This window comes from Nocardia sp. NPDC051929 (assembly GCF_044548645.1).
Taxonomy (GTDB): domain Bacteria; phylum Actinomycetota; class Actinomycetes; order Mycobacteriales; family Mycobacteriaceae; genus Nocardia; species Nocardia sichangensis.
In genome coordinates this window covers 97,840-123,593 of record NZ_JBIUCG010000006.1, presented here as the reverse complement: position 1 = coordinate 123,593, position 25,754 = coordinate 97,840, and the positions used below count along the sequence as shown (strand labels likewise).

Genomic DNA, 25,754 nt, shown 5'->3' with positions numbered 1-25,754 from the left:
GGGCCCCGCCCGTGCCGGAGAGGACAGAGCATGAGCGGCGAAGTGATGTCCCACAGCAGGGTGGTGCAGGCCGCCCCGGACGTCGTCTACGGTCTGGTCGCCGACGTGACCAGATGGCCGGTGATCTTCGAGCCGAGCGTGCTGGTGCGCCACCTGCACCAGGGGCCGGACGAGGAGCGCTTCCGGCTGTGGGCGACCGTCGGCGGCGCGGTGAAGAACTGGACGTCGCGGCGGGTGCTGGACGCCGAGCAGCGCCGCATCGTGTTCGAGCAGGAACGCAGCCAGGCGCCGTTCGCGTCGATGGGCGGCGGCTGGTCGTTCCGCGAGATCGGTCCCGGCGCGACGAAGGTCACCTTGGACCACCACTTCGCGGTGGTGGACGGGGCCGATGCCGCGCAGGTCGCCGCGTCGGTCGATCGCAACAGCGTGGTCGAGCTCGCGGCGCTGGCCCGCGTCGCCGAGCTCGGCCACCCGGTGGACGAGGTGATCCACACCTTCGAGGACACCGTGACGCTGGAATGCTCGTCCTCCGAGGCGTATGACTTCGTTTACCACAGCGAACGCTGGCCCGAGCAGGTGCCGCACGTCGGCCGCATCGAGCTCACCGAGGATGCCGATGGCGTGCAGCTGATGGAGATGGACACGGTGACGGCGGGCGGTATCCCGCACACCACGAAGTCGATCCGGGTGTGTGTTCCCGGCGAACGAATCGATTACAAACAGTTGGTGCCGCCCGCGATCCTGTTCGGCCACAGCGGTGCGTGGGAATTCGCCGAGGGTCCGGACGGCGCGGTGGTGACCGCGCGGCACACGGTCGCGATCAATCCCGAGGCCGCGCGCGAGATCCTCGGCGCGAACACCGATCTCGCCGACGCCCGCGCGTACCTCACCGAAGCGCTGTCCGCCAACAGTCGCAACACGCTGCGTTGCGCGGAACGCTCTGCCGCGACGACGAAGTCACCGACATGACCGCCACCGAGACGACCGCGACGCCGCGCGTACAGGAGATCGCCGACGGCGTCCACGCCTACACGCACAGCCGCGGCGGCTGGTGCGTCAGCAACGCCGGCGTGCTGACCGGGCCGGACGGCGCGGTGGTGATCGACACGCTGGCGACGGAAGGGCGCACCCGGGCACTCGTCGAGTTCGTCGACGGGCTGGATACCGGCCCGGCCCGCGTCATCGTGAACACCCATCACCACGGCGACCACAACTTCGGCAATCACCTGTTCGGCCCGGCCGCCGTCGTCGTCGGCCACGACCGGATCCGGCCGGAGATGATCGAGACCGGCCTGGCGCTGACGAAGCTGTGGCCGGATGTCGAATGGGGCGATGTGCGGGTCACGTTGCCGAGCATCACGTTCAGCTATCACCTGACCTTGCACCAGGGCGAGCGCCGGGTGGAGCTCATTCACTTCGGCACCGCCGCGCACACCACCAACGACGTGGTGGCGTGGCTGCCCGAGGAGCGCGTGCTGTTCGCCGGAGACCTGGTGATGGCGGGCGCTGCGCCGTTCTGCCTGATGGGGTCGGTCAGGGGTTCCGTCAACGCGATCCGGCGGCTGGCCGCGCTGGGCGCCGAGACGGTCGTCGCCGGACACGGCCCCGTCACCGGACCTGAGATCTTCGACCAGACGCTGCGTTATCTGCGCTGGGTGCAGGACCTGGCCGCGGAGGGACGCGCACTCGGGCTGACGCCGCTGGCGATCGCGCTGGAGGCCGACCACGGTGAGTTCGCCGACCTGGTCGACCAGGAGCGGTTGGTCGGCAACCTGTATCGCGCCGACGCGGAACTGTCCGGCGGCGAACTCGGCGAGCCACTGGACGTGCCGGCGATCTTCGACGAGATGGTGCTCTACAACGGCGGGCAGGTGCCCACATGCCTGGCGTGAGCACCGAATCCGTGCGGGTCTGCGTGATCGGCGGCGGCCCCGCCGGATTGATGACCGGCCTGCTGCTGGCGCGTTCCGGCGTGGAAGTGCTGGTGCTGGAGAAGCATCCGGACTTCCTGCGGGATTTCCGGGGCGACACCGTGCACACCTCGACACTGCTCGCGATGAACGAACTCGGCTTGGCCGAGGAGTTCCTCGCGCTGCCGCACGTCGAGCTGCCCCGGCTGCCAATGGCGACCGCCACCGGTCCGGTGGTGTTCGCCGACTTCAGCTCCCTGCCCGGGCCCTTCCCGTTCGTGGCGTTCATGCCGCAGTGGGATGTGCTGAATTTCCTCGCCGAGGCGGGCGGGCGCTACCCCGGCTTCCGGTTGGTGCAGGAAGCGGAGGTCACCGAGCTGATCCAGCGCGGCGGTGCGGTGGCGGGCGTACGCGCCGAGACCGCTGACGGTCCGCTGGAGGTCAGCGCCGACCTGGTGATCGCGGCCGACGGGCGGCACTCGATCGTGCGCCGATCGGGGCTGCTCGAGGTCGCCGCCAGCGCGGCGCCCATGGACGTGCTCTGGTTCCGCGTCGGCAAGCCGGAGGGCGAGCGCCTGCCCACCGTGCGCAGCGGGAAGGGATTCTTCATCGTCTGTATCGATCGCGGTGACTATCTCCAGGTCGCGTACATGATTCCGAAGGGCGGCTTCGCGACGATCCGGGCGGCGGGGCTGGCGCGGTTCCGTGCGGATCTGTCCGGCATCTATCCCGTGCTCGCGCCGTGTCTGGAGGCGGAGATCCTGGACTGGGACGACGTGAAACCCCTCGACGTCCGGGTGGACCGGCTGCGCCGCTGGTACCGTCCCGGGCTGCTGGCGATCGGGGACGCGGCGCACGCGATGTCCCCGGCGGGCGGGGTGGGCATCAATCTCGCGGTGCAGGATGCCATCGCGACCGCTCGCCTGCTGGCGCCGATCCTCGCCGCGGGCGCGACCGCGTCCACGACGCAGCTGCGCACCGTTCAGCGCCGCCGCGAATTCCCGATGCGCGTGGTGCAATTCGCGCAATTGCACTTGCTGTCGGACCTCTACCCCAGTGCGGGACGGCCCGGGACCGACAAGCCGCTCCTGGTGCGGCTGCTGCGCCGTTTCCCGCGCCTGCCCCGGCTGGTGGCCAGGGTGATCGGCCTCGGCATCCGCCCGGAGCCGGTGCCGACCGCGACCGAAACCGTCACGACCCTAACGAAACTCAGGGAGAACTGATCGTGTCGACCTACCTGCTCATTCACGGCGCCTTCCACGGCGGATGGGTCTGGCAGCGAGTGACTCCGCTGCTGGAAGACGCCGGTCACCGCGTGCTGGCCCCCTCGCTGGTCGGTCTGGGCGACCGCGCGCACCTGCTGACCCCGGATGTCGGGCTCGACACCCATGTTCAGGATCTGATCGAGCTGGTCACCGCAGAGGACGCGACCGAAGTCGTCCTGGTGGGTCACAGCTACGGCGGCATCGTCGTCACCGCGCTGGCCGACGCCGTGCCGGACCGCATCGCCGAACTCGTCTACATCGACACGTTCGTGCCGCGCGACGGCGAGGCGGTGGCCGACATCATGCCGGGCATGGTCGATGCCTTCGCCACCGCGGCGGCCGCCACCGGCGACGGCTGGCTGGTGCCGCCGCAGACCGAACCGACCGGCGACGGCGGCCTCTACGGCGTCACCGAGGAACCCGATCTCGGTTGGCTGGCGTCCATGCAGACGCCGCAATCGCTGAAAACCTTCCAGCAGCCGATGACACTGACGAATCCCGCCGCACTGGCGAAGATTCCGGTGACGCACGTCCACTGCGGCGAAGGCGGCGAGGACTTCAAGGCGATGCGCGCGGCCATGCCCCGCACCCTGCCACCGGCCGATCTGCCTCCCGACCGCCTCCATGTACTCCCCACCGGGCACGACTGCATGATCACGATGCCGCGCGAGTTGGCCGGATGCCTGCTCGAACTCGCCGCTCGACCAGCGCCCGCACCGTAGCGCCACCGCGCTCGGCGCTCGTCCGCGATGGCCGGCGCAGTGACAGGCGGCCGCCCTGGACCACGGATCACTCGTGTCTTCGGTAGGGCGGATCAGCCCGGGGTCTCTCCCGAGTCATAGGCGGCGCGGGCCGCGAGGACCTCGCCGAGGTGTTCGGACGACCAGGTCACGATGCTGCTGAACACCGGGGTGAGCGTTCTGGCCAGTGGGGTCGCCTCGTATTCGACGCGCGGCGGGACCTCGGGGTGGTAGGTGCGCGCGACCAGGCCGTCGCGTTCGAGCTGGCGCAGGCGCTGGGTGAGGACCTTGGGTGTCAGGCCGGGAATGCGCTGTTGCAGTTCGGTGAAGCGCAGCTTGCCGTCGTGGGTGAGCACCCAGAGCACCTGGGTGGACCAGCGGCCGAACACCAGGTCGATGACGGGTGTGATCGGACAAGGGTCGACCGGCGCGGTTGTCATACGTCCTCCCAGTAAGTCACTTTCCCCTTGGTTACTACTATACTTTGGAAAGTAACGTGTTTCCAGGGGTCGCGAATACGCGAAATCGAAGGGAGCACAGTCATGACGACGACAACAGTGGACGGCCGCCTGGATCTGCCACGGCGCTCCGGTGACCGGCCGCGCACTCGTGCGCACAATCCGCACCAGCAACTCGACCAGATCGCTCCGCCGGAGTTGCAAGAGGAGCTGTGGTCGCGGATGACCACGCTCGACGGCGTTCTGCTCGGCCGCAGTGGAGTCTCCCTGCCCGACACCCGGGCCCTGCACCTGCGGCCGACGATCGCCCATGGACCCGGCGAGGCGTATCTCGCGGGCACCGAATTCGCCCACCTGCACGGGCACGGGGACGGCAGTCTGCACATGTGCCTGCCGAAAGACACTGTGGCACAGTCGGTTCGGTTGGGCTGGGCGGAGGCGCATCCGATGGCCCGGCGGGGATACCTGCCCGGGACGCTGGTGATGGTGTACGGGCCGCGCGATCGCGAGGAGCTGGACGTCGTCTGGCAGCTGGTGCGGGCCAGTCACCGCTTCGCCCGGCAACCGGCTACAGCGTGATTAGAGCGGCGGCCGCCATCGTCGGTGTCATGAACGCAACCGATCTTGTCGGCACCTGGGAACTGGTCTCCTACTACGACATCGACGAGCAGGACGTCACCAGCACGGGACCGCTCGGCGACGCACCACGCGGCCTGCTGATCTACGGCGCGCACGGTTACATGTCGGTGAGCATGATGCGCACCGACGGAGCCAAGGGAGCCACCCCGTTCATGGGGTACGCGGGCACCTGGCGGCGCACCGGCACGGAGGTGGTGCACGCGATCAGCGTCTGCTCCAACCCGGCTTGGGCGCGGACCGAGCAGGTGCGGCAGATGTCGCTGAACGGCGACGTGCTGACGCTCATCGGCGCCGCACAGGTCGGCGGGCGGACACAACGCCGGGTGCTCACCTGGCGTCGCGGCCGCCCGCTCGAAACACACCGTCATTCCGGCGAATACGAGAACAGGGGCTCGTCGAATTGAACCGGTTCGCCGTCTTCCTTGAGGATCCCGGTGATCACGCCCGCCTGCGCCGTCACCGGGATCATCAACTTCATCGCCTCGACGATGCCGACCTGCTGCCCGGCGCTCACCCGTTCGCCGACCTCGACGAACGGGTCCGCGCCCGGCTCAGGGCATCGGTAGAACACGCCGACGCTGGGCGCGCGGACGACCGCGCCCAGCGCGGGAGCCTCCGGCGCGGCGACGGCTTCCACCGCGGCCGCCGCGATCGGGGCGGGCAAAGCCGCCCACTCGGCCTCTACGGTCACCTCCCCCACCTGGAAGCGCAGTGCGCTCGGCTGCTGCGGAAAGCCCGCGAGCAACTGCAACGCGCCGGTCTGGATCGCCTCCAGCACCCGCAGATAGTCCTCGTGTCCGGTGGTGGGGACGTTCTCCTCCACTGCGGTCATTGCCGTCACTCCTTGTCAGTAATTACCCAGGCCGCCACAGACGTTCAGCGCCTGCGCGGTGACGGCGCCCGCTCCGGGACCGATCAGATAGTCGACCATCGCCGCCACCTCGAACGGCTGCACGTAGCGGCCGATCGGCACTCGCGCGCTGACCCGGGCGTGCACCTCGTCGGTGTCCACGCCCCACAGCCCCGAATACACCTCCCGCACCCGCTCGGCCATCGGCGTCTCCACGAATCCGGGGCACACGGCGTTCACGGTGATCCCGGTCTTGGCCAGTTCGAGGCCGAGCGCTTTGGTGAAGCCGACCACGCCGTGCTTGGACGCGGAATACGGGGCGCCGTGCACCACGCCCTGTTTACCGCCGGTGGAGGCGATGTTGACGATGCGGCCGCTGCCGCGCTCGAGCATGCCGCCCGCGTTCAGCACCGCCTTCGTCATCAGGAACACGCTGTTGAGATTGGTGTTGATCACGTCGAACCACAGTTCGTCGGTCACCTGCGCGGTGACGCCGCCGCCGCTGCGGCCCGCGTTGTTGATCAGGATGTCGATCGGGCCGTAGCGCCGCACACCCGCGTCGACGTACTCGCGGACCTGCGCGGCGTCGGCGACGTCGCAGACGGTGCCGTCCACCTCGTGACCGTCGTCCTGCAGACTCTTCACCGTGTCGGTCACCCGCTGCTGATCGCGAGCGCAGAGGAACACCGCGATCCCCTGGGCCGCCAGGCTTTTGGTGATCTCCAGGCCCATTCCGCTGGTCGCTCCGGTGACCAGCGCGACGCGCCGATTTTCCGCCATGACTCCTCCATCGGTCGAACTTCCGAACTCGCCGGGCTTCTCGACCACCAGGGTCGACCCGCGTCCTATAGATCCGGTCAACCGCGGACGACGGAGGTCGGCTCAACCGAGGCTCTAGCGGCGTGGACCACGCTGGCGTGCAGCCGAGCCCCGCCGCGACCACAGGAGCAACCATGACCACCGTCGCCAGCCGCACCGAGTTGTACGCCGAGGTCCAGCAGTTCTACGCCGAACAGATGCAGCGGCTGGACAACCGCGACATCCCCGGCTACGCCGCGACTTTCACCGAGGACGCGGAATTCGAGCACACACCGGGCATTCCGCCGGCCCGGACCAGGGCCGGGATCATCGCCGACCTGGTCGAGTTCCACAAGCGCTTCGAAACCGACCCGATGCAGCGCAGGCATTGGTTCAACATGATCAACCTGCAGCCGCAGGACGACGGGACCATCGTGTCCACCGCCTACTGCCTGGTGGTGAAGATCCGCCCGAACAGCAAGCCGGAGATCGCGCCGAGCTGCGTCGTGCACGACGTGCTCGTCCGCGCCGACGGCGCCTTGCTGACCCGGTCGCGGCGCGTCGTCCACGACTGATCCGACCACTATCGAGGAGAAACCCTGTGAACTCCGTTCAGCCGGACTTGCTCACGCTCGCCGCCGACGCCGGGGACCTGCTGTTCCGGGAGGCCCGCACGGCGAACGCCTTCACCGACGAGCCGGTCACCGACGAGCAGATCCGCGCGATCTACGAGCTGGTCAAATACGGACCGACCTCGATGAATCAGCAACCGCTGCGGATCGTTCTGGTGCGCAGCGCCGAGGCCAGGGCCCGGCTGGTCACCCACATGATCGACAACAACAAGCCGAAGACGGCCGCCGCGCCGCTGTCGGCGATCCTCGCCGCCGACCTGAATTTCCACGAGCACCTGCCCACGGTGTTCCCGCACGCGCCGGAGGCCAAGGACTACTTCGCGGACGCCGACTACCGCGCGGAGTCCGCGCGCTTCAACGCCCTGATCCAGATCGGCTACTTCATCCTCGGCGTCCGTGCCGCCGGTCTGGCGGCGGGCCCGATGAACGGTTTCGACGGCGCGGGCCTGGACGAGGACTTCTTCCCTGGCGGCGAATACACCGGCCTCGTCGTGGTCAATATCGGCAAGCCCGGCCCGAACGCGTGGTTCCCGCGTTCGCCGCGACTGGCGTACGAGGAGGTGGTCAGCACGGTGTGATCCCGCCGAGCGAGTGATGAGGGCCGCTCGGCCGCACAGCGCACTCCCAGGTTTGCCCCAGCTTGCGGGCAGGCTGCCTTCCTAGCCTTCGAGCAGAGGTTCAGACGAAAGGAAGGCGAAATCATGGCGCTGATCACGAGCGTCCCGCCGGGCGTCGCGGCCGACGAGCGACTCGTCGGCGCCCATCGCGCACCGGCACGCCGGTCCCGGGCGGATCGCGTGTTCTTCGGGCCCGCGACCCAACCGCGATGGGCGCGCCCGGCGTTGTTCACGCTGCTCGGCGCGACCGCGGTGCTGTATCTGTGGAATCTGACGATATCCGGTTGGGCGAACGAGTATTACGCCGCCGCGGCGCAGGCGGGCACGCAGAGCTGGAAGGCACTGCTGTTCGGCGCGCACGACGCGGGCAACGCGATCACGGTGGACAAGCCGCCCGCGGCGCTGTGGGTGATGGGGCTGTCGGGGCGGCTGTTCGGATTCGGCTCGTGGTCGCTGCTGGCGCCGCAAGCGTTGATGGGCGTCGGCTCGGTGGCCCTGCTGTACGCCGCGGTGCGGCGGTGGAGCGGGCCCGGCGCGGGCCTGCTGGCGGGTGCGGCGCTGGCGGCGACTCCCGTCGCCGCGTTGATGTTCCGCTTCGACAACCCGGACGCGCTGCTGACCCTGCTGTTGATCGCGGCGGCCTACTGCACGGTGCGGGCGATCGACTCGCACGACCCGCGCTGGCGTTCGGCGAGCACCGGCTGGCTCACGCTGGCCGGTGTCGCCATCGGTTTCGCGTTCCTGACCAAGATGATGCAGGCGTTCCTGGTCCTGCCCGCCCTGGGTTCGGTCTTCCTGGTCGTGGGCGCGGGCGGATTCTGGTCCCGCATCGGCAAATTGGTCACCGCGTGCGCGGCCATGGTGGTCGCGGGCGGCTGGTACGTGCTGCTGGTGGAGCTGTGGCCCGCGGATTCGCGCCCGTACATCGGCGGGTCGACCGACAACAGCCTGTGGGAGCTGGCGCTCGGCTACAACGGCATGGGCCGGTTGCTCGGCGGCAGCGGCAATCCGAGTGGAGGGGGTTCCGGCGGCCCCGGCGGTGGCGGGGGCATGGGCGGCGCGTTCGGCGGCGACACCGGCCTGGCCCGGCTGTTCAGCGGCAGCATGGCGACCGAAGTGTCGTGGCTGCTTCCGGTCGCGCTGATCGGCTTGGTCGCCGGGCTCTGGCTGAGTGGCCGCGCGCCACGCACCGATCGGCTGCGGGCGGGGATGATCCTCTGGGGCGGTTGGTCGCTCGGCACCGGCCTGGTCTTCAGCTACATGATCGGCATCATCCACCCGTATTACACGGTGGCCCTGGCGCCGGGCGTCGCCGGTGTCGCGGCGATCGCGGTGACGCATCTGTGGCGGCGGCGCGGGCACGTGGCGGCCAGGATCACCTCGGCGCTGCTGTCGGCGGTCACCGGCGCCTGGGCCTTCGTGTTGCTGAACCGCACGCCGGACTGGCTGCCGTGGCTGCGCTGGACGGTAGTGGCCGCGACGGCGATCGCCGCGGTGGCGCTGCTGGTGGGCGCGCACCGGTCGCGCCGGATCGCCGTCGCGATCGCGGCGACGGCGTTGCTCGCCGGATTCACCGGGTCGACGGCCTACGCGGTCGAAACGGTCACCCACGCGCACAGCGGCGGCATTCCTACCTCCGGGCCCGCGCAGGCGGGTTCCATGGGCGGGCCCGGTGCGGGCGGAGCCGGTGGTCCGGGCACGGGAGCGGACGACGGCCGCGCGGAGGCCGCCGACGGAACGTCCGGGGCCGGCCGCGCGGCTCCCCCCGGCCCAAGCCGGCCGACCGGAGAAGCGGCTCCCACCGGCAGCGAACTGCCCACCGGAGACATGGCGGCCGACGGCGGCATGCCGACCGGTGACGGGGCTCCCACGGGCGGCGCTCTCGGCGGCGGTGGACCGGGCGGCAGCGCCGACAACGCCGAGCTGAACGCCCTGCTGAAGGACACCGACAGCCGGTGGTCGGCGGCGAGCATCGGCTCCGGCACCGCGTCGAGCCTGGAATTGCGCACCGGCACGTCGGTGATCGCGATCGGCGGCTTCAGCGGCGGCGACGACGCGCCGACGTTGGCTCGGTTCCAGCAGTACGTGGCCGATGGCGAGGTGCACTGGTTCATCGCGCAGGGGCAGGGCATGCGGCCCGGCTCCGGGGGCGAGAAGTCGGCCGCGGACGAGATCGCCGAGTGGGTGAAGGCGCACTACACCGCGAAGACGGTCGGCAACGTCACGGTCTACGACCTGACCGCACCCACCAGCTGACGATTCCGATCCCCGCCGACGGAGTATCGCCGCGTCCCGCGACGCGGCGATACTCCGTTCGCGTGTCCGCGCCCGCGCGGCTCCCAGGAAATACCCAGCTTGCTCGCAGGTCGCTCCGGGTCTGCGGCGTAACCATGGGATCATGACCGGCACCGAACCCGAAGCCCGCGTCCTCATCGTGGACGACGAACCGATGATCATCGAACTGCTCGCCGTGAGCCTGCGGTTCCAGGGCTTCGAGGTGGCCACCGCGCTCAGCGGAACCGAGGCGCTGGACCGCGTGCGCACCTTCCGGCCGGACGCGCTCGTCGTCGACGTGATGATGCCGGGCATGGACGGTTTCGGGATGCTGCGGCGACTGCGCGCCGACGGGGTCGACGCCCCCGTGCTCTTCCTGACCGCGCGCGACGACGTCGACGACAAGCTCACCGGCCTCACCCTGGGCGCGGACGACTACGTGACCAAGCCGTTCAGCCTGGAGGAGGTCATCGCCAGGCTCCGAGTCATCTTGCGCCGCAGCGGAATACAGTCTCTACAGGAGAACGCCAGCCGGATGGCGGTCGGCGACCTGGTGCTCGACGACGACAGCCACGAGGTGTGGAAAGCGGGCGCGCCGGTGTCGCTGTCGCCGACCGAGTTCACCCTGCTGCGGTACTTCATGGTCAACGCGGGCAAGGTGCTGAGCAAGCCGAGGATCCTCGACCACGTCTGGCGCTACGACTTCGGCGGCGACGCGGGCGTGGTCGAGTCGTATGTGTCGTACCTGCGGCGCAAGATCGACACCACCGAACCGAAGCTGCTGCGCACGCTGCGTGGCGTGGGATACGTGCTGCGCGAACCGCAGGTGAGCCGGACGTGAGCGTACGGGAGCAGCTCGCGCGGCGGGTATCGGCGGTCCCGCTGCGGATAGGGCTGGTGATCGTGCTGCTGCTGTTGACGGCGGCGGCGTTGTTCGCGTCGGGCGCTGCGGTGACCTCGGCGCTGAGCCGATCGCTCACCCAGCGCACCGACGAGCAGCTCTACGACGCGGCACGGCAGTGGGCGGAGCCGCGTCCGATGCGCCAAGTGACCACCGGCGACGGTCGCGTGCAATGGATTCCGGCCGACCTCCCGGCCCTGCCGGTGCAGCCGAGGTCGGCGGGCGAGCAGCCGCGCCGGTTCTTCGAACTGCGTACCGGCGCCGACGGGCAGGTGTATCAGGACCTGCCGGGCGCCAACAGCGCCGCGGGCAGCCCGGATCTCAGCGGCGCGAAAGCCCACACGCCGCAGACGGTGGGTTCCGCGGACGGTTCCTCGGTGCGCTGGCGTGTACTGACCACCACCAACCAGTACGGCTCGACCACCATCGGCCTGCCGCTCACCGACAACCAGGAGACGGTCTCACGGCTGATCTTCTTCGAGATCGGCACGGGGGCGGCGGCACTGCTGGCCCTCGGCGCCGTCGGCTACCTGGTCATCCGGCGCAGCCTGCGGCCCTTGCGCGAGGTGGAGCAGACCGCGGCGGCGATCGCAGGCGGCGACCTGCACCGGCGGGTCCCGGTGCGCGGCGTCGACACCGAGGTCGACCATCTGGCGCGGTCGTTGAACGAGATGCTCGCGCAGATCCAGCACGGCGTGGCCGCCATCGAGGCCTCGGAGGAAGCGGCCCGCCGCTCGGAGACGCGGATGCGCCGCTTCGTCGCGGACGCCAGCCACGAACTGCGCACGCCGCTGACCACGATCCGCGGTTTCGCCGAGCTGTACCGTCAGGGCGCCAGCAGCGACGCGGGGATGGTGGTCGGCCGGATCGAGGCCGAGGCCGAGCGGATGGGTCTGCTGGTCGAAGATCTGCTGTTGCTGGCGCGACTGGATGAGAAACGCCCGCTGGAGCGCAAACCCGTCGACCTGCTCGCCCTCGCCGGCGACGCCGTGCACAACGCCAGGGCCATCGCCGCCCGCCAGAAACCCTCGCCCGAGGCGCCGGATCGCCCGATCACACTGGCACTCGGCGACGGCGAGGGAACCATGGACGTCATCGGCGACGAGGCCCGCCTGCGCCAGGTACTGGGCAACCTGCTCGGCAACGCGCTGACCCACACCCCGCGGGAAACGCCGATCACGGTGCGGCTCACGGCCGCCCCCGACCGTGTCCGGGTCGACGTGATCGACGCGGGCCCCGGCCTGTCTCCCGAGGCCGCCGCCCGGGTGTTCGAACGCTTCTACCGCGCGGACGCCTCACGCACCCGCACCAGCGGCGGCGCCGGCCTCGGCCTGTCCATCGTCCAAGCCCTGGTGACGGCCCATGGCGGACGCGTGTCGGTCGACAGCGAACCGGGACGCGGTGCGACCTTCACCGTGGTGTTGCCTCGGGAACCCGCCGATACGCGCTCCGCAGGTGAGCGCATGCCACCGCAGTAGGCCGCCGCGAGAGAGGCTTCCGCGCCGAACCTCACCGCTCACCTGACGCAACCGTCGAATACCGGTCGGCTTCCCGTTGACGCGCGAGCAACCAGCGGCCGTGCTCTATCGGCATCGACGCCCCGGCTGGGAGCGCCCGGGTTCGGCGCGGTCCCGGCGACGCTCGTCCGGATCGAGTCGGCACAGCCCGCGCCTCACGACCCGCGCCGAAATGAATGCTGCTCGCGTCGAGAAATCTCGTCGGCGCAATCGCGCAAGTAACGCGGTGGGTCGCGCACCCGAGGGCACACCGCTCAGCGGGACGCGGGCCGGAAGATGTCGTCGAGCGGAGTTCCCGAGGTCGAGGTAGCGCCTTCTTCGGCGAACCACTCCCAGCGCATCACCCGGGCGAGCACCGGCGTCGGCATGCGAAGTAGCACCTTCGCGATGGCCGCGAAGCGGCTGGAGCCCTCGATGATCGACCGGTGGGCGGCCAGAGCCCTCTTGCGGCGGGCGGCTTGGGCGGAGACGTCGATCCGGTGGGTGATCGCCGAACGCGGACTGTAGAACGAGTCGAGCACCGATAAGTCGTAGTGGAAAAGTAGTCCCAGCCGCGTCAGCGAACGCACGAGGCGTGCGTAACCATCGCGGGGCAGGGTGGCATCCAGAACGCGCGCCACTTCGGCGAATTCGGCCGCGCGTTTGCCCACTTCGTGCACGCGGATGTGGTCGCGGTGGCCGTACCCTCCGTTGCGGTCGTAGCTGAGCAGGATCTCCGCGTTCTCCTCGCGCAGGATCGCGGCCAGCCGACGCGCCGCGTCCTCGGGGTCCGCGCGGGCGAATCGCATCCGGTCCGGCGGGTCGGCGTACAGCACCGGGCCGTGCCCGCTGTCGGCGTAGCCGAGGTGCGCTACGCGGTGCACGCCGAGGGCGGCGGCGCTCGCCTCCAACTCACCGAGCCGCAGCGCCTTCCGGCCGTCGAGATCGGCCATATGGCCGTCGGTGGCCACCACGATGACGGTCCGGTGCCCGGCGGCGGACAGTCCGGCCAGCGTCCCGCCGGTCAGCAGCGTCTCGTCGTCGGGGTGCGCGTGGAATGCCACAACGGTCGCCATCGCACCAGTGTGCCAAAGACATTCACAGCAGATCCCTGGCCAGCCTGGTCGCGCCGACGAGCATGTACCCGCCGGTCAGGGCGACCAGCGCGACCGCGGTCGGCCGGGGGACGTCGCCGCGCAGGACGCGCACCCCGCCGTGTGTCGTGTCGAGGATGTCCACCAGCAACGCCAGGCGCTGCCAGCGCGGCAACTCCTCGGCGGGCGCGGTGAGATACCCGAGGCCGAGCGCGATCGCCCGCGCGCCGAAGATCCGGGTCATGTAGTCGAGTTCGGGCGTGGGCCGCACGCCGAGCGCCGTGGTCAGCGTCCGCGGGGCCACGAGCGCGGCCGAGCCCAGCGCGACCCGCCCGAGCGCCAAGCCGCGCAGCGCACCGGCCAGTGCGGAGCGGTTTCGCCGCCTGCTGTTCGTCACCATGCTCCGAGCCTCGCCCACAAGGCCGATCAGGTCGATTACCAGCGAGGTAATCGACCTGATCGGCGGCGTGTCGAAGGACTCAGGGCAGCGGGACCCACTGGTTGAAGAACCAGAATCCGTGCGGGCTCGGCTGCGGGTCCTGGTGGTGCTGCTCGGGAACCGGGCCGCGGCCGTGGTCACGATCGTCGTGGCCAGGATCCGCGCTCGCGACGCCCGCGCCGACGCCGACCGCCGCCAGAGCGATGCCTCCGACGGCCGCGGCCTTCGCCACCTTGGACTTCAACGCCTTCATACTCGTTCTCCCTTGGTATCGGCCCGTGGGGCCATCGGCCGGACTTCGACCGCGAGAACGATCCTCGGCCCGGGATCTCGAGGGAGCCCGATACTGCGCTGGGAAATAGCTGGCAGCCGGATCGATATCGCCAGCGAATTCACAGCTTCGACAGCGTTCCCCGGCCGGGCTCGGACGCGATGATGGTTCGGAACCCGGACCCGGCCGCCGGCGCCCTCGTCACGGCCTACTCTGAGATCTTCCGCCAGCCACCCCCAGGAGAGGACATCCGTGAAGCTTCTCGTCACCGGCGGCGCCGGCTACATCGGCGGCGTCGTCGCGCATCAACTCGTCGACGCGGGCCATGAAGTGGTGATTCTCGACGACCTGTCCACCGGCTTCCCGGCGAACCTTCCCCCGCGCGCGACGTTCCACGAGCTGTCGGTCCACCGCGTCGCCGATGTGCTCACCCCGGCGGCGGGCTTCGACGGCGTGCTGCACTTCGCCGCCAAGATCGAGGTCGCCGAATCGGTCGCGAATCCGGAGAAGTACTGGTGGAACAACATCGAAGGCTCGCTCGCCCTGTTGCGCGCCGTTCGCGCCGCGGGCACCCCGCGCCTGATCTTCTCCAGCACCGGGTCGATGTACACCGGCGACGGCAGCACACCCTTCGACGAAAGCGCCGAGGTGCGTCCGGCCAACCCGTACGCGGCGACCAAGGCGACGGTGGACCTGATGATCGCGGGCGAGTGCGGCGCGAGCGAACTCGGCGCGGCGTCGCTGCGCTACTTCAACGCCTCCGGCGCCGTCGTCACCGGTGACACGCACCTGGGCGAGCGGCACGAGCCGGAGTCGCACCTGATCCCGATCCTGCTGCAAGCCGCTGCGGGACAACGTGATTCGTTCACCCTCTACGGCGCCGACTACCCGACGCCGGACGGCACCTGCATCCGCGACTATGTGCATGTGGCCGATCTGGCCGCCGCGCACCTGCTGGCGCTGGAGGCCATCCGTCCCGGCGAATACGAGGTGTACAACCTCGGCAACGGCAGCGGGTACTCCAACCGGCAGGTGCTCGACACGGTGCGCGAAGTCACCGGACGCGACTTCCCGGTCCACTACGGCCCGCGCAGGCCGGGTGACCCGGCCGTCTGCGTGGCCGCGAGCGGCAAAGCGGGGACCCGGCTCGGCTGGAAGCCACAGCGCCCCGACCTCGCCGACATCGTCTCCGACGCATGGGAGTTCCACCGGTCGGTGCACGGCGACTGATCGACCGGGAGAACGATCCAGCGAATCTCCGTGATTCCCGGGCAACCTTCGTCGGCGGGCCCGGGAAACACGAGTCGCTCAGAGGATGAGCAGGATCAGCGCCTTCTGCAAGGTGTCCACGATGCGGCCGATGGTGATCGCGATTTCGACGGTGCCCATGACAGGCCCCTTTCCTCGGACATGGCAAATCCTCGACACATCAATTCAAACGCGCGCGAACGGGATTCGCCAAGCTCGCGCGGGAACCCAGGTGGTCGAGGCGGCTTGATCCGCGTGTCCTCGCTCTTCGAATCATCTGTGTCGCGGCACCGGTCGCGACCGCGGGGCGGAACGTCGCCCCGCGCCAAACCTTTCGATCGACCGTCAGGAGCACCTGTGACATCGTCGCAACCGTTGGCCCGGAGACACTCGCACGACTGTTCTCGGCGGGCGGCGGATACGGTCGGGCGGGCCGCGGCGATGCTCGACATGCTCCCCGTCGTTCCCGACGCGGTAGACGCTCGGCTCTCGGCACTCGCCGAGGACATCGCGTGCGAGCCGAACTGCGATCTCACCCGCGCTTTGCGCGATGTCGTGGTCCACCTCGCGGCGACAGCCGAGCTCGCCCACCGGCACCGCGTGACGGCGCTCGCGGACGAACTCGCCGAGATCATCGGCATCGTCGAGGAATGCGGCCGGAACACGGCCCGATCGTTCGCGGCACCGTGGGATCCGGTCGGGGCGGCGCGCTATCGCGCCGAGATCCTGCGGCTCGCGGGTGACGCCGACGACGCGTTCCGCCGCTTGTTCGCACGGTGGTACTTCGACATCGACGATCTGGCGGCGATCGCCGGGATGCGGGATGTCGGCGACGAACTGGAGAACGTGATCAGAGCCTTCGAGTCGGTCGCCGACGCCGTGCTCGTGCAGCCGCCGAACGAGCTGTCCGGGTGACTCGGCCCCGCTACATCCCGACGACGTCGATGATCGGCGCCGGATAGTCCGCCGGATCGACGTTTTCCCGCCACGGTCGGTGAATGCGCGCACCGGGTAGATGCGCCAGCTCCGGAATCCAGCGCCGGACGTACGCGCCGTCCGGGTCGTAGCGCTGCGCCTGGCGCAGCGGATTGAGCACCCGGTTGGGCCTGGTGTCGGTCCCCGTACCCGCGACCCATTGCCAATTGAGCTGGTTGTTCGCCAGATCGCCGTCCACCAGCCAGCGCAGGAAGTGCTCCGCTCCGACCCGCCAGTCGACCAGCAGCGACTTGGTCAGGAAGCTGGCAGTGATCAGGCGTGCCCGGTTGTGCATCCAGCCTTCCGCGCGAAGCTGCCGCATGCCCGCGTCCACGACCGGGTGCCCCGTGCGCCCGTCCCGCCAGGCGTCGACCGCCTGCTGGTCGTCGCGCCAGCGGACCGAGCGGGGACGGTAGTCCGACCAGGCCGCGGACGGGCGGGCGGCCAGCAACTGGTGGTAGAAGTCGCGCCAAGCCAGCTGCCTGGCGAACGCGTGGCCGCCCTCGGTCGACATGTCGACCCGGTGCGCCAGTTCCACCGGCGACAAGCAGCCGAAATGGAGGTAGGGCGACAGCCGTGAGGTGGCGTCGGCGGCGAGGTCGTCGTTGTCGCGCGCGTAGTGTTCCACCGGCCCGGACAACCAGTCGCGCAGGATCTTCCGGCCCGTCGTCTCACCGCCCACCGTGAGCTGGGGCGACGTCGGGCCCGCGCACAGCTCGGCCGCATCCGGCAGCGGCAGGCCGAACACTCGCGGCACCGTGAGGTTGCGCGGCTTGTTCAGCGGCTTGCGCTGTGGCGCGTCGGACCAGCGCCGGAAATACGGGCTGAAGACCGCGAAGTGGTCGCGACCGGTGGCGGGCAGCAGCGTCTCCGGATCGGCGGCGGTGACGGTGGCGGGATGTGTGTGCAGCAGGCAGTCGCGGCGGGAGAGAAGCTCGCGCAGCGCGCGTTCCCGCCGGCGGCTGTAGCCGCTGACGTCGGCGGCGACGTGCACGCTCGCGGCGCGCACCTGCGCCGCCACGCGATCGACCTCCGCGGCCACGTCACCGCGGCGCACGACCAGGCCGCCGCCGATGGCGCGCAGTTCGTCGTCCAACTCGGCGAGGGCGGCGGCGAGGAACCTGGCTCGGTTGGGCGCGGCGAAGCGGCCGGAGAGGATGGCGGCGTCGAGCACGAACAGCGGCACCACCTCGGCGCCCTCCCGGTGCGCGGCGGTCAGCACCGGATTGTCTCGCACCCGCAGGTCGCGGGTGAACAATGCGATCGTGACGGTCACCGCGCACGCTCCCGACATGCGGCGCGAATGGTCATTCTCGAGCCTCCTTCGGACGGTGCGGTTCGTGCTCGGCGCCCATGAGGGCCGCGCCGGGACGGCATCGGGCGGCTCAGCCATACCGCGCGACGCGACCCTCGCGAGCGCCGAACACGCCGGATCACCCCGCGCAGAGCGGGACGATGCGCGACTCACCGCCTGTCGTCGGTGAGGTCAGATACAGGCAGGTGTTCTGGCCCGCGGCGGTGATCGCCGCGCGGACCTGCTGCCACGCATCGGCCTCCAGCGACACCGCGCGAGCCAGGACGAATCCGGACGCCCGGCTCGGGTCGGTGACCACCGCCCACGAATAATCCGGGCCGAGCGCGGTGACGATGTAGTTGGTCGGCCCGTCCAAGGCGTCTTGGGTCGGCACGCTGGGGAAGCTGACGTGCAGTTGCGCCCCGGTCTCCCGATCGTTCACCACCGCGGTGCCGTTGATCTCGTTCTGCGTGTTCGCCCACGTGGTGCAGGTGTTGCGCACCGCGATATTGCCCTGCGGATCGAGCGCGTAGTTCGCTTGCGTGTCCCGCGCGCAGGCGAGGTTGAAGTACTGCGGGATGGCGGCGAGTTGACGCCACGTGCCCAGATATCGCTCCAGTTCGAGGCGCGGCACCGGCGCGGGCCCCGCGACCTGGCCGGGCTGCCCCGAGGCGCCGCCCGCCGCCAGCGCCGTGACGGACAGGGCCGACACCGCCGCGACGAGCAGGCGGGTGGACGTACGCAGCAGATTGCGACGGTGCACGCTAACTCCTCGGAAATCGGCGACGCGGTCCACACTAGCATAGAACGATGCATAATTGATGCAACAGCTCTTCCCGGAGGACCGATGACACCGCGGACAGCGCCCCGGCTCACGACGACAGCCCGTCGGCTCACGCGCGACCGCCCGGCCCGAGATCGAGGATGACGTGGCGCCGCCGCGCGGACCCGTCGACCGGCCGGGTGGAACGAATCCCGTCGGCGGCGGGCAGAATAGTGCGATGCCCGCCGGTCCCGTCCCCGTGTCCGACGCGGCCGGATACACGGTGCGCGCGGTCGCCGAACGCCTCGGTATCCCGACCGCGACGCTGCGCAGCTGGAACCGCCGCTACGACATCGGCCCGCCGCAGCACCGCCCTGGCAAGCACCGCCTGTACACCGAGGCCGACATCGCCATGCTCGAGCGGATGCTGACCCTGATCCGCGGGGGCGCGAGCCCGGCGGGCGCGGCCGCCGCGGTGCGCGGGCCAGCGCCCACCCTCGGGCGCCGCGAATCGTTGCTGGAGGCGGCCTTCGCGTTGGACACCACCGCGGTCTCCGATCGAATCGAAGCGCATGTCCGCGCGTTCGGCGTGGTGGACACCTGGGATCTGCTGTGCCGACCGGCTTTCGCCGACATCGTCGACCGTCAGCTCAGCGGTGAGGGCTGCATCGATGTGGAGCACTTGCTGTCCTGGTGCGTGATCTCGGTGCTGCACCGGACGAACCCGCCGTCCGCGCCCGTCGGCACGACGCCGGTGGTACTCGCCTGCACCAGCGGGGAAACGCATTCGCTTCCGCTGGAGGTGCTGCGCGCGGCCCTCGCCGAACGCGGCGTGGGGGCGCGGATGCTCGGCGCCGACGTGCCCGCCGCCGCGCTCGCCGACACCTTGGCCCGGTTCGAAAACCCCGCCGCCGTGCTGCTGTGGTCGCAGCAGGAGTCCACCGCGCTGACCTCCGCGGTACGCGCGTGCCTGGGCGCGGGGGCCCGAGTCCTGGTCGGCGGCCCCGGCTGGGAGGCGGTCCTCCTCCCCGACGGCGTGGAACGTGTCGACAGTCTGCTCGACGCCGCCGACCTGCTCGCCTGAGGCGTCGAGATACGCCGGAACGGAACACTCGCCGCGGATCGTTCTCCGGCGCAGATCATGTGGGACCCGATCGACGACTGACGGCACCGATCCTTCTCCCACTATCGATGCAAAATTGATGCGTGGCCGAGAGGCGTATCGCTGTCGCAGCGCCACAGTAGGAAGACGGCGATGATCGAGCACACGCCACCGCCATCCCAGCTCTCGCCACTCGTCGGCAGCGATGCGCCGTAACACGATTCGGCCCTCGCCTACACAACGCCTCGCGTCGACCGCGGCCACCGACCGGACGCGACTCGCCCATGAACGACTTCCCGCCGGACCCAGAACCGCCTCAGGCGTCCCCTCGGTGTCGCCGAGGTCAGTCCGCGGACCTGCCGAGCAAGTGCCGCAGCGCCGGTTCCAGGGCCGGGGTACGGAACGGGTGACCGGCTTCGGTCAGTCGCGCGGGCACGACACGCTGGCTGGCCGAAGCCACTTCCCGGTTGCCTTCGCGCCCGAGTAGCAGCGCCGGACCGAACCCGGGTACCGGAAACAGTGCGGGCCGATGCAACACGCCCGCGAGGACCTTGGTGTACTCCGCGTTCCGAACAGGCTGCGGTGCAACCGCATTGACCGCGCCAGACAAGCCGGTGTCCCAGAGCGCCCGATGGTAGACGTCGATCAGGTCATCGATCCCGATCCACGACAGCCACTGTCGACCGTCACCGATGCGCCCGCCGAGCCCGGCCGTGAACAACGGGCGCAACAGCCGCAGCGTGCCGCCGCGCGGGGACTGCACGATTCCGGTGCGCACGCGCACCACCCGCACCCCCGCCTCCGCGGCGGGCGCCGTCGCGGCCTCCCATCCTTCGACCACGTCGGCGAGAAAGCCCGCACCGCGCGCCGACTGCTCGGTCAGCGCCTCGTCGCCCCGGTCGGCGCCGTAGTAGCCGATCGCGGAAGCGCTCACGAACACCGGCACCGCCGCCCGGGCCGCCACTTCGGCGAGTGCGCGGGTCGGTCCGATCCGGCTGTCGGCGATGGCTCGCTTGTGTCCCTCGGTGAACCGGCCCGCGATGGAAGCACCGGCCAGATGCACCACCGCGTCCACGCCGTCGAGCAGATCCGGCGCGGGATCGGCGGTGACCCACTGTCTTTCGTCCGCGGCGCGGGGTGGATGCCGGACCAGCCGCACCACGCGATGACCGCCGGCGGACAGGAACGCGGCCAGTGCCGAACCGACCGTGCCGGATGCTCCGGTCACCGCGACGGTCTTCGACACGAGCCCCGCCCCCGCCGCCCGCGCGTGGGCCGCGAGATCGTCGGCGAGCTGCCGGTGACGGTAGGCGAACATGGGGCGCAGCACCGCGGCGGGCACTGGCGCGTCCACCCTGTCCACCACCCGGGTGCGCGTCTCGTCGACGACCTCGAAATCGTGGGTGTGCCGCCACGGCAGCAGCCCGGCGGGCAGCGACCCGATTCCGTCGACGGTCACCGCGTCGACGAATCGGCGCGGCGGGTCGTACTCACGAGGATCGTGCCGGGCCACCCAGCGCAGTCCGCCGGGCAGTCCGAGCACCGCCCGCCCGTCGCAGAGCGAGTCCGATTCGGCGCGGGGCGACACCGGCTGCCAGGGCGGCGCCAGGCGGGTCATGGCGCCGGGGCGCGCGTGCCAGGCGAAAACCTCGGACCGGGGTAGATCGATGACGCTCGCGTACTCGATACCCATGACCCGACTGTAGCCCGAAATCGCCCAGACGCAGCGTTTCCGCATCGTTTTAGCCAAACTTCCCGAAAAACCGCAGGAAACTACCCGCGACAAATTGGTCCGATGCAATCCATCTGGCTCGATAGATTCGCGAGCGGCACAGGCCCCGGTGGATCAGTCCATCGAGTTCCCTTGTCGCGCGGAGGCGACCGGCGCGGACACACCGGATCACGACGCCAAAACTAGAACTTGTTCTACCATATGTCGAGTCCGGCTCACGTCGACGGAGGTTCTGCCATGCCGCTGGATCACTCGAGCGCAGCGCTGCTGACGGCCGTCGAGGCGTCGCCGCTCGCGGTCGCCGCGCACGACAAGTCCGCGTGGGTCGGCCTGTTCGCCCCGGACGCGGAGGTCAACGACCCGGTGGGCTCGCGCCCGCACGTCGGCCGCGCCGCCATCGAACGCTTCTACGACACCTTCATCGGGCCGAACACCATCGCGTTCCGGGTCGACCGCGACCTGGTCCATCCGCCGACGGTGCTGCGCGACCTGACCATCGTCACCACGATGTCGACCGGCGCCACCGTCTCGGTCCCGATGCATCTGCGCTACCGGCTGGTGGAACAGGACGGCGTCTGGAAGATCGCCTACCTGGCCGCGCACTGGGAGCTGGCGGGCATGATCTGGCAGCTGTTGCGCACCGGGCTGCCCGGGCTCGCCGCCGCGTTGAAGCTCGGACCGCAGTTGATCGTCAACCAGGGCGTCGGCGGGGCGCTGGGCATGCTGCGGGCGCTCGGCGGCGTGGGCCGTCGCGGAAAGCGGGCTACCACAAGGCTTTTCGCCGCCGCGGCGAGCACCGACCTCAGCGCCGTGCGCGAGCTGGTCGGGCAGCGGGTCGACATCGAACTGCCCGCGGGCACACCGGTGTCGGTGGAGGAGTTCACGAATCGAGCGCGCAACATGCGCTGGAGCAAGGTGATCGCCGCCGGACGCACCGTCACGGCGAGTGTGCGGCTCGGCGCGATACCGGGAGTCGCGGTCGTGGAGTTCGCGACCGATGGCGACGGCATCACGAGTCTGCGGTTCTATCTCGATTCCGTCTGATCCGAGCTCACGTCATCCGCCGCTTTCGAACGGCACCGATGCCGCCGGTAGCCGGACGGCTGGTGCCGCCCGGCTACCCGTCACCAGTCGATCAGGACGCGAGTCGCACGGCTGGGACGTGCTCCTCGGCGCGGACCGGCGGCTCGATCGAGGCAGGTGGTGCGGGGTGCTCGGTCCAGCCGGGCGGGCCGAAGACGTACCCGAGCCGCCCGCGCCAGGTGCTCGCGCCGCGCACGTCGCGGATCAGCGCCGCCAGTTCGTGGTAGTTGACCTTCAGCGGATTGTCGGTGCCGATGTTCTTGGTGAGGCCGTAGCGGACCGGTTCGGACTCGGCGGCGAAGCTGCCGAACATGCGATCCCAGATGATCAGGATGCCGCCGTAATTCTTGTCGATGTAGGGCTTGTTCGACCCGTGATGCACGCGGTGGTGCGACGGGGTGTTGAACAGGAATTCGATCGGGCGCGGCAGCGTCTGGACCCGCTGGGTGTGGATCGGGAACTGGTAGAGCAGCCCGATGCCCTGCAACAGGAAGATCATCCAGGCCGGGAAGCCCAGCAGCGCCGCGGGCACCCACGCCAGTCCACGCAGGATGTTGGGGATCGGATGCAGCCAGGAGAGGCGCAGCGCGGTGGAGAGGTTGAAGTGCTCGCTGGAGTGGTGCACGTTGTGCGCGGTCCACATCAGCCGGACCCGGTGATCGGCGCGGTGCGCCCAGTAGTAGCAGAGATCCGTCACGATCAAGCCGAGCACCCAGACCCACCACGATCGCGGCGACAGGTGCAGCGGCGTGATCGCCGCGGCGACGACGACCGCCGAGAACGGCACCAGATGCTGCATCAGCGGCTTGACCAGCCTGCCCAGCGTGAACGTCGTCACGTTGGATGCGGTGTCGCTGGCCGATCCGCCGTTGCCGGATCGGTCGGGATCACGGCGGTAGGCGATCCACTCGACCAGCATGAGCGCCGCGAATGCTGGGATGGCGTAGGTCAGCAACTCGAACTCCACACGGCCCATGGGTACTCCTTCTTCGTCTGCCGTCGATCCCCGACGCTACGGCCTCGGGCCTGGGAAGACATCGCGCCGACGAGGGACTTCGCGTCCCCCGCACGGGGGACGCGGGCGCGTCCGCACCCGGGCAGAGTTGTCGTCCGTGCGGCGTCTTCGGACGGGGCCCGATCATTAGGATCACCCTCAGGGCTCGGCACCGGAACCGAATGGAGGCGGTGACGAACTGGTGGACGTGAGCAGGTCGCTGGCTCGCCAGTCGGTGGTGGTCGCCGTGGTGGCCGCCGCCATCGACGCGGTGGTGCTCGGTCTGTGCGGCGTGTTCGCGGTGGCGCCGTGGCAGACGGTCGCCGCCGTGACGGCGATCGTCGCCGCCGATCTCGCCCTGGCCGCGCCGCCCCGGACGGCGGGCGTGGTCGCGGCGGTGCAGGTGCTCGTCCGGCTCCTGGCCGCGCTGCTGCTGTACCGGCACGGATTCCCGGTGCGATTCGCCGACGTCGGGTTCCTGGTGGCGGGATATCGCGCGGGGGCATGGCTCGCCGGGCCGACCTCCGTGCTCACCATGCTGCTGCTATGCGCGGGAGTCGCGGGAGCGCACCTGTTCACCGACAGCGCCGCGGCGCACGACTGGCGGCTGTTGCTCGCCGCGACCGTCTCCGCGGGCTGCGTACCGTGGCTGGTCGGCCGCTACACGGCGGCGCGCGGCGCCTACATCGCCGATCTGGAGCAGCGCGCCCGATTGCGGCAGCAGGAGCACCGGACGGCCGTGGAGCGCGCGGTCACCGATGAGCGGGCCGCCATCGCCCGCGACCTGCACGACGTGATCTCGCATCACGTCAGCGCGATCGGCATCCACGCGGGCGCGGCGCGGCTGGCCCTCGGCGGCACGGCGAGCGAGGCCGCCGCCCGGTCGCTGTCCGCGGTGGAGTCCAGCAGCCGGGCCGCGATGGTCGATCTGCGCCGCCAGCTCGACCTGCTGCACGGCCACGAGGACGAGGGGCAGCGCCAGCCGGGACTGGCCGACATCGACGGGCTGATCGAGCACGTCCGCGCGGCCGGGCTGGACGTCGAGACAAGCGTGCGCGGCGAGGCGGTGGAACTGCCGGACTCGCTGAACATCACGCTGTACCGCATCGTGCAGGAGATGCTGACCAACGCGCTGCGGCACGGAGACGGTACGCACGCGCGACTGGAGGTGGAGTACCTGCCCAAGCGGGTGGTGCTGCGCGCGACCAATCCCCTCGCCCCCGAACCGGTCACCGCGGACACCTCGGTACCGCGTGGCCTCAACGGAATCCGCCGCCGCGCCGAGCTGTTCGACGGCGACCTGGACTACGGCCGCGACGCCACGCACTGGCACACCACGGTGTCGGTGCCGATCGGAGGATCGTGAACCTGCCCATCCGCGTCCTGATCGCCGACGACCACAGCGTGTTCCGTTCCGGCCTGCGCGCCGTCGTCGACAGTCAGCCGGATCTGGATTGCGTCGCCGAGGTGAGCGACGGCCGCGCCGCGATCAGCGAGACCGCCCGGGTACGACCGGATGTCGCGATCCTCGACGTCCGGATGCCGAAACTGGACGGGCTCGCCGCCACCGCCGCGATCGTGGCCGCGGGCGGCACGCACGTCCTGGTGCTCACCACCTACGACAGCGAAGCCAACCTGTATCGCGCACTGCAGGCGGGCGCCAGCGGGTTCCTGCTGAAGAGCCTGCCGCCGGAAGAACTGGTCACGGCCATCCGGATCGCGGCGCGCGGAGACGCGCTGATCGATCCGTCGATGACCCGCCGTCTGGTCTCCCGCTTCGCGACCACGCTCGCACCGCCGCGCACCCCACCGGAGGTCGATCAGCTCACCGCCCGCGAACTGGAGGTGCTGCTGTTGCTCGCCGACGCGCGCAGCAATGCCGAGATAGCCGCTCAGCTCGGCGTCGGCGAGGAGACGGTGAAGACCCACGTCTCCCGCATCCTGGCCAAACTCGGTGTCCGCGATCGCATCCACGCCGTGGTCTACGCCCATCAGCACGGTCTGGTGTCGCCGGAATCGGCGCGCTCCGACTGACCCGGTATACCGACCGTGGCCTGGACCTCGACGAATCGTCGCACCCTTCGGCACGAGCGTCGTTCATGAACCGTGTCGACCGGGCCCTACGCTCCCGCGCCGCGAGCCGGGAGTCCGTCGACACCCCCGCCGAAACCACGATTGC

General features: G+C 70.1%; 27 protein-coding genes. 17 read left to right on the top strand and 10 right to left on the bottom strand.

Going from position 1 to position 25,754, the window contains the following annotated elements:
• Window positions 1-30 precede the first annotated feature (30 nt).
• The 4 genes from ACIHAX_RS09615 to ACIHAX_RS09600 are packed head-to-tail and all read left to right on the top strand — an operon-like array spanning window position 31 to window position 3,897.
• Complete coding sequence (locus ACIHAX_RS09615; protein WP_364431463.1) at window positions 31-969, top strand: aromatase/cyclase; 939 nt, start codon at window positions 31-33, stop codon at window positions 967-969.
• Window positions 966-1,892: an MBL fold metallo-hydrolase gene (locus ACIHAX_RS09610; RefSeq protein ID WP_397276796.1), complete on the top strand. Its 927-nt coding sequence runs from the start codon at window positions 966-968 to the stop codon at window positions 1,890-1,892. The genes ACIHAX_RS09615 and ACIHAX_RS09610 overlap by 4 nt, the downstream gene beginning before the upstream one ends.
• Window positions 1,889-3,133, top strand: coding sequence for an FAD-dependent oxidoreductase (locus ACIHAX_RS09605; protein WP_364431457.1), 1,245 nt, complete (start codon window positions 1,889-1,891; stop codon window positions 3,131-3,133). The genes ACIHAX_RS09610 and ACIHAX_RS09605 overlap by 4 nt, the downstream gene beginning before the upstream one ends.
• Before the next feature lie 2 nt (window positions 3,134-3,135).
• Entirely contained in the window at window positions 3,136-3,897 is a 762-nt protein-coding gene (locus tag ACIHAX_RS09600; protein WP_397276794.1) for an alpha/beta fold hydrolase, read from the top strand.
• Window positions 3,898-3,989: 92 nt separating this feature from the next.
• On the opposite strand, the gene ACIHAX_RS09595 is transcribed toward ACIHAX_RS09600, so the two are convergent.
• Window positions 3,990-4,355 carry a helix-turn-helix domain-containing protein gene (locus ACIHAX_RS09595; RefSeq protein WP_355077916.1) on the bottom strand — a complete coding sequence of 122 codons (366 nt, stop codon included), beginning with the start codon at window positions 4,353-4,355 and terminating at the stop codon, window positions 3,990-3,992.
• Window positions 4,356-4,457: 102 nt separating this feature from the next.
• Between ACIHAX_RS09595 and ACIHAX_RS09590 the strand changes: the two genes are divergently transcribed.
• Window positions 4,458-4,952, top strand: a complete 495-nt coding sequence (locus ACIHAX_RS09590; protein ID WP_397276791.1) for a luciferase family protein — start codon at window positions 4,458-4,460, stop codon at window positions 4,950-4,952.
• A gap of 29 nt (window positions 4,953-4,981) precedes the next feature.
• On the top strand, window positions 4,982-5,416 hold the full coding sequence (locus ACIHAX_RS09585; RefSeq protein WP_355077918.1) for a lipocalin-like domain-containing protein: 435 nt from the start codon (window positions 4,982-4,984) through the stop codon (window positions 5,414-5,416).
• Here ACIHAX_RS09585 and ACIHAX_RS09580 read toward each other — a convergent pair.
• Together ACIHAX_RS09580 and ACIHAX_RS09575 are read right to left on the bottom strand one after the other, a co-directional pair.
• Complete coding sequence (locus ACIHAX_RS09580) at window positions 5,377-5,844, bottom strand: biotin/lipoyl-containing protein (protein WP_355077919.1); 468 nt, start codon at window positions 5,842-5,844, stop codon at window positions 5,377-5,379. The genes ACIHAX_RS09585 and ACIHAX_RS09580 overlap by 40 nt on opposite strands.
• Window positions 5,845-5,859: 15 nt before the next feature.
• Window positions 5,860-6,642, bottom strand: a complete 783-nt coding sequence (locus ACIHAX_RS09575) for an SDR family NAD(P)-dependent oxidoreductase (protein WP_355077920.1) — start codon at window positions 6,640-6,642, stop codon at window positions 5,860-5,862.
• 173 nt (window positions 6,643-6,815) lie between these two features.
• Here ACIHAX_RS09575 and ACIHAX_RS09570 point away from each other — a divergent pair, with 173 nt between their 5' ends.
• The 5 genes from ACIHAX_RS09570 to ACIHAX_RS09550 all read left to right on the top strand — a co-directional run bounded on the left by ACIHAX_RS09570 (window position 6,816) and on the right by ACIHAX_RS09550 (window position 12,562).
• On the top strand, window positions 6,816-7,235 hold the full coding sequence (locus tag ACIHAX_RS09570) for a nuclear transport factor 2 family protein (protein ID WP_355077921.1): 420 nt from the start codon (window positions 6,816-6,818) through the stop codon (window positions 7,233-7,235).
• A gap of 26 nt (window positions 7,236-7,261) precedes the next feature.
• Window positions 7,262-7,870, top strand: a complete 609-nt coding sequence (locus ACIHAX_RS09565; protein ID WP_356960851.1) for a malonic semialdehyde reductase — start codon at window positions 7,262-7,264, stop codon at window positions 7,868-7,870.
• Window positions 7,871-7,993: 123 nt separating this feature from the next.
• Entirely contained in the window at window positions 7,994-10,165 is a 2,172-nt protein-coding gene (locus ACIHAX_RS09560) for an ArnT family glycosyltransferase (protein WP_397276788.1), read from the top strand.
• Window positions 10,166-10,307: 142 nt separating this feature from the next.
• Window positions 10,308-11,024, top strand: coding sequence for a response regulator transcription factor (locus ACIHAX_RS09555; protein WP_356960847.1), 717 nt, complete (start codon window positions 10,308-10,310; stop codon window positions 11,022-11,024).
• Window positions 11,021-12,562 (top strand): HAMP domain-containing sensor histidine kinase, encoded by a 1,542-nt coding sequence (locus tag ACIHAX_RS09550; RefSeq protein WP_364431440.1) that lies wholly within the window; start codon window positions 11,021-11,023, stop codon window positions 12,560-12,562. The genes ACIHAX_RS09555 and ACIHAX_RS09550 overlap by 4 nt, the downstream gene beginning before the upstream one ends.
• A gap of 293 nt (window positions 12,563-12,855) precedes the next feature.
• Here the strand turns inward: ACIHAX_RS09550 and ACIHAX_RS09545 are convergent, their stop codons facing one another.
• From ACIHAX_RS09545 to ACIHAX_RS09535, 3 genes are all read right to left on the bottom strand, one after another.
• Window positions 12,856-13,656 carry a PIG-L deacetylase family protein gene (locus ACIHAX_RS09545; protein WP_397276785.1) on the bottom strand — a complete coding sequence of 267 codons (801 nt, stop codon included), beginning with the start codon at window positions 13,654-13,656 and terminating at the stop codon, window positions 12,856-12,858.
• A 22-nt stretch (window positions 13,657-13,678) separates the two neighbouring features.
• Window positions 13,679-14,074, bottom strand: coding sequence for a hypothetical protein (locus tag ACIHAX_RS09540; protein WP_356960842.1), 396 nt, complete (start codon window positions 14,072-14,074; stop codon window positions 13,679-13,681).
• A gap of 79 nt (window positions 14,075-14,153) precedes the next feature.
• Window positions 14,154-14,357 carry a hypothetical protein gene (locus ACIHAX_RS09535; protein WP_379253377.1) on the bottom strand — a complete coding sequence of 68 codons (204 nt, stop codon included), beginning with the start codon at window positions 14,355-14,357 and terminating at the stop codon, window positions 14,154-14,156.
• A gap of 279 nt (window positions 14,358-14,636) precedes the next feature.
• Between ACIHAX_RS09535 and galE the strand changes: the two genes are divergently transcribed.
• Both galE and ACIHAX_RS09525 read left to right on the top strand, forming a co-directional pair.
• Window positions 14,637-15,614 (top strand): UDP-glucose 4-epimerase GalE, encoded by a 978-nt coding sequence (gene galE / locus ACIHAX_RS09530; protein ID WP_397276783.1) that lies wholly within the window; start codon window positions 14,637-14,639, stop codon window positions 15,612-15,614.
• Window positions 15,615-16,073: 459 nt separating this feature from the next.
• Window positions 16,074-16,547 carry a hypothetical protein gene (locus tag ACIHAX_RS09525; RefSeq protein WP_397276781.1) on the top strand — a complete coding sequence of 158 codons (474 nt, stop codon included), beginning with the start codon at window positions 16,074-16,076 and terminating at the stop codon, window positions 16,545-16,547.
• Window positions 16,548-16,557: 10 nt separating this feature from the next.
• Here ACIHAX_RS09525 and ACIHAX_RS09520 read toward each other — a convergent pair whose 3' ends face one another.
• Both ACIHAX_RS09520 and ACIHAX_RS09515 read right to left on the bottom strand, forming a co-directional pair.
• Window positions 16,558-17,883: a cryptochrome/photolyase family protein gene (locus tag ACIHAX_RS09520; protein WP_397276779.1), complete on the bottom strand. Its 1,326-nt coding sequence runs from the start codon at window positions 17,881-17,883 to the stop codon at window positions 16,558-16,560.
• 157 nt (window positions 17,884-18,040) lie between these two features.
• Window positions 18,041-18,664 carry a lipocalin family protein gene (locus ACIHAX_RS09515; protein ID WP_397276777.1) on the bottom strand — a complete coding sequence of 208 codons (624 nt, stop codon included), beginning with the start codon at window positions 18,662-18,664 and terminating at the stop codon, window positions 18,041-18,043.
• Between the two features lie 238 nt (window positions 18,665-18,902).
• Here ACIHAX_RS09515 and ACIHAX_RS09510 point away from each other — a divergent pair, with 238 nt between their 5' ends.
• Complete coding sequence (locus ACIHAX_RS09510; RefSeq protein WP_397276775.1) at window positions 18,903-19,748, top strand: MerR family transcriptional regulator; 846 nt, start codon at window positions 18,903-18,905, stop codon at window positions 19,746-19,748.
• A 361-nt stretch (window positions 19,749-20,109) separates the two neighbouring features.
• Here ACIHAX_RS09510 and ACIHAX_RS09505 read toward each other — a convergent pair whose 3' ends face one another.
• A complete protein-coding gene (locus ACIHAX_RS09505) occupies window positions 20,110-21,459 on the bottom strand; it encodes a TIGR01777 family oxidoreductase (protein WP_364431416.1) in 1,350 nt (449 codons plus the stop codon).
• A 276-nt stretch (window positions 21,460-21,735) separates the two neighbouring features.
• Here ACIHAX_RS09505 and ACIHAX_RS09500 point away from each other — a divergent pair, with 276 nt between their 5' ends.
• A complete protein-coding gene (locus tag ACIHAX_RS09500) occupies window positions 21,736-22,542 on the top strand; it encodes a nuclear transport factor 2 family protein (RefSeq protein ID WP_397276773.1) in 807 nt (268 codons plus the stop codon).
• 91 nt (window positions 22,543-22,633) lie between these two features.
• Here the strand turns inward: ACIHAX_RS09500 and ACIHAX_RS09495 are convergent, their stop codons facing one another.
• Window positions 22,634-23,557 carry a sterol desaturase family protein gene (locus tag ACIHAX_RS09495; protein ID WP_355079874.1) on the bottom strand — a complete coding sequence of 308 codons (924 nt, stop codon included), beginning with the start codon at window positions 23,555-23,557 and terminating at the stop codon, window positions 22,634-22,636.
• 220 nt (window positions 23,558-23,777) lie between these two features.
• On the opposite strand from ACIHAX_RS09495, the gene ACIHAX_RS09490 reads away from it, so the two are divergent.
• Window positions 23,778-24,941 (top strand): histidine kinase, encoded by a 1,164-nt coding sequence (locus ACIHAX_RS09490; RefSeq protein WP_356960830.1) that lies wholly within the window; start codon window positions 23,778-23,780, stop codon window positions 24,939-24,941.
• Window positions 24,938-25,609 carry a response regulator transcription factor gene (locus ACIHAX_RS09485; protein WP_355079878.1) on the top strand — a complete coding sequence of 224 codons (672 nt, stop codon included), beginning with the start codon at window positions 24,938-24,940 and terminating at the stop codon, window positions 25,607-25,609. Before ACIHAX_RS09490 ends, ACIHAX_RS09485 begins: the two co-directional genes overlap by 4 nt.
• The last annotated feature ends 145 nt before the right edge of the window (window positions 25,610-25,754 follow it).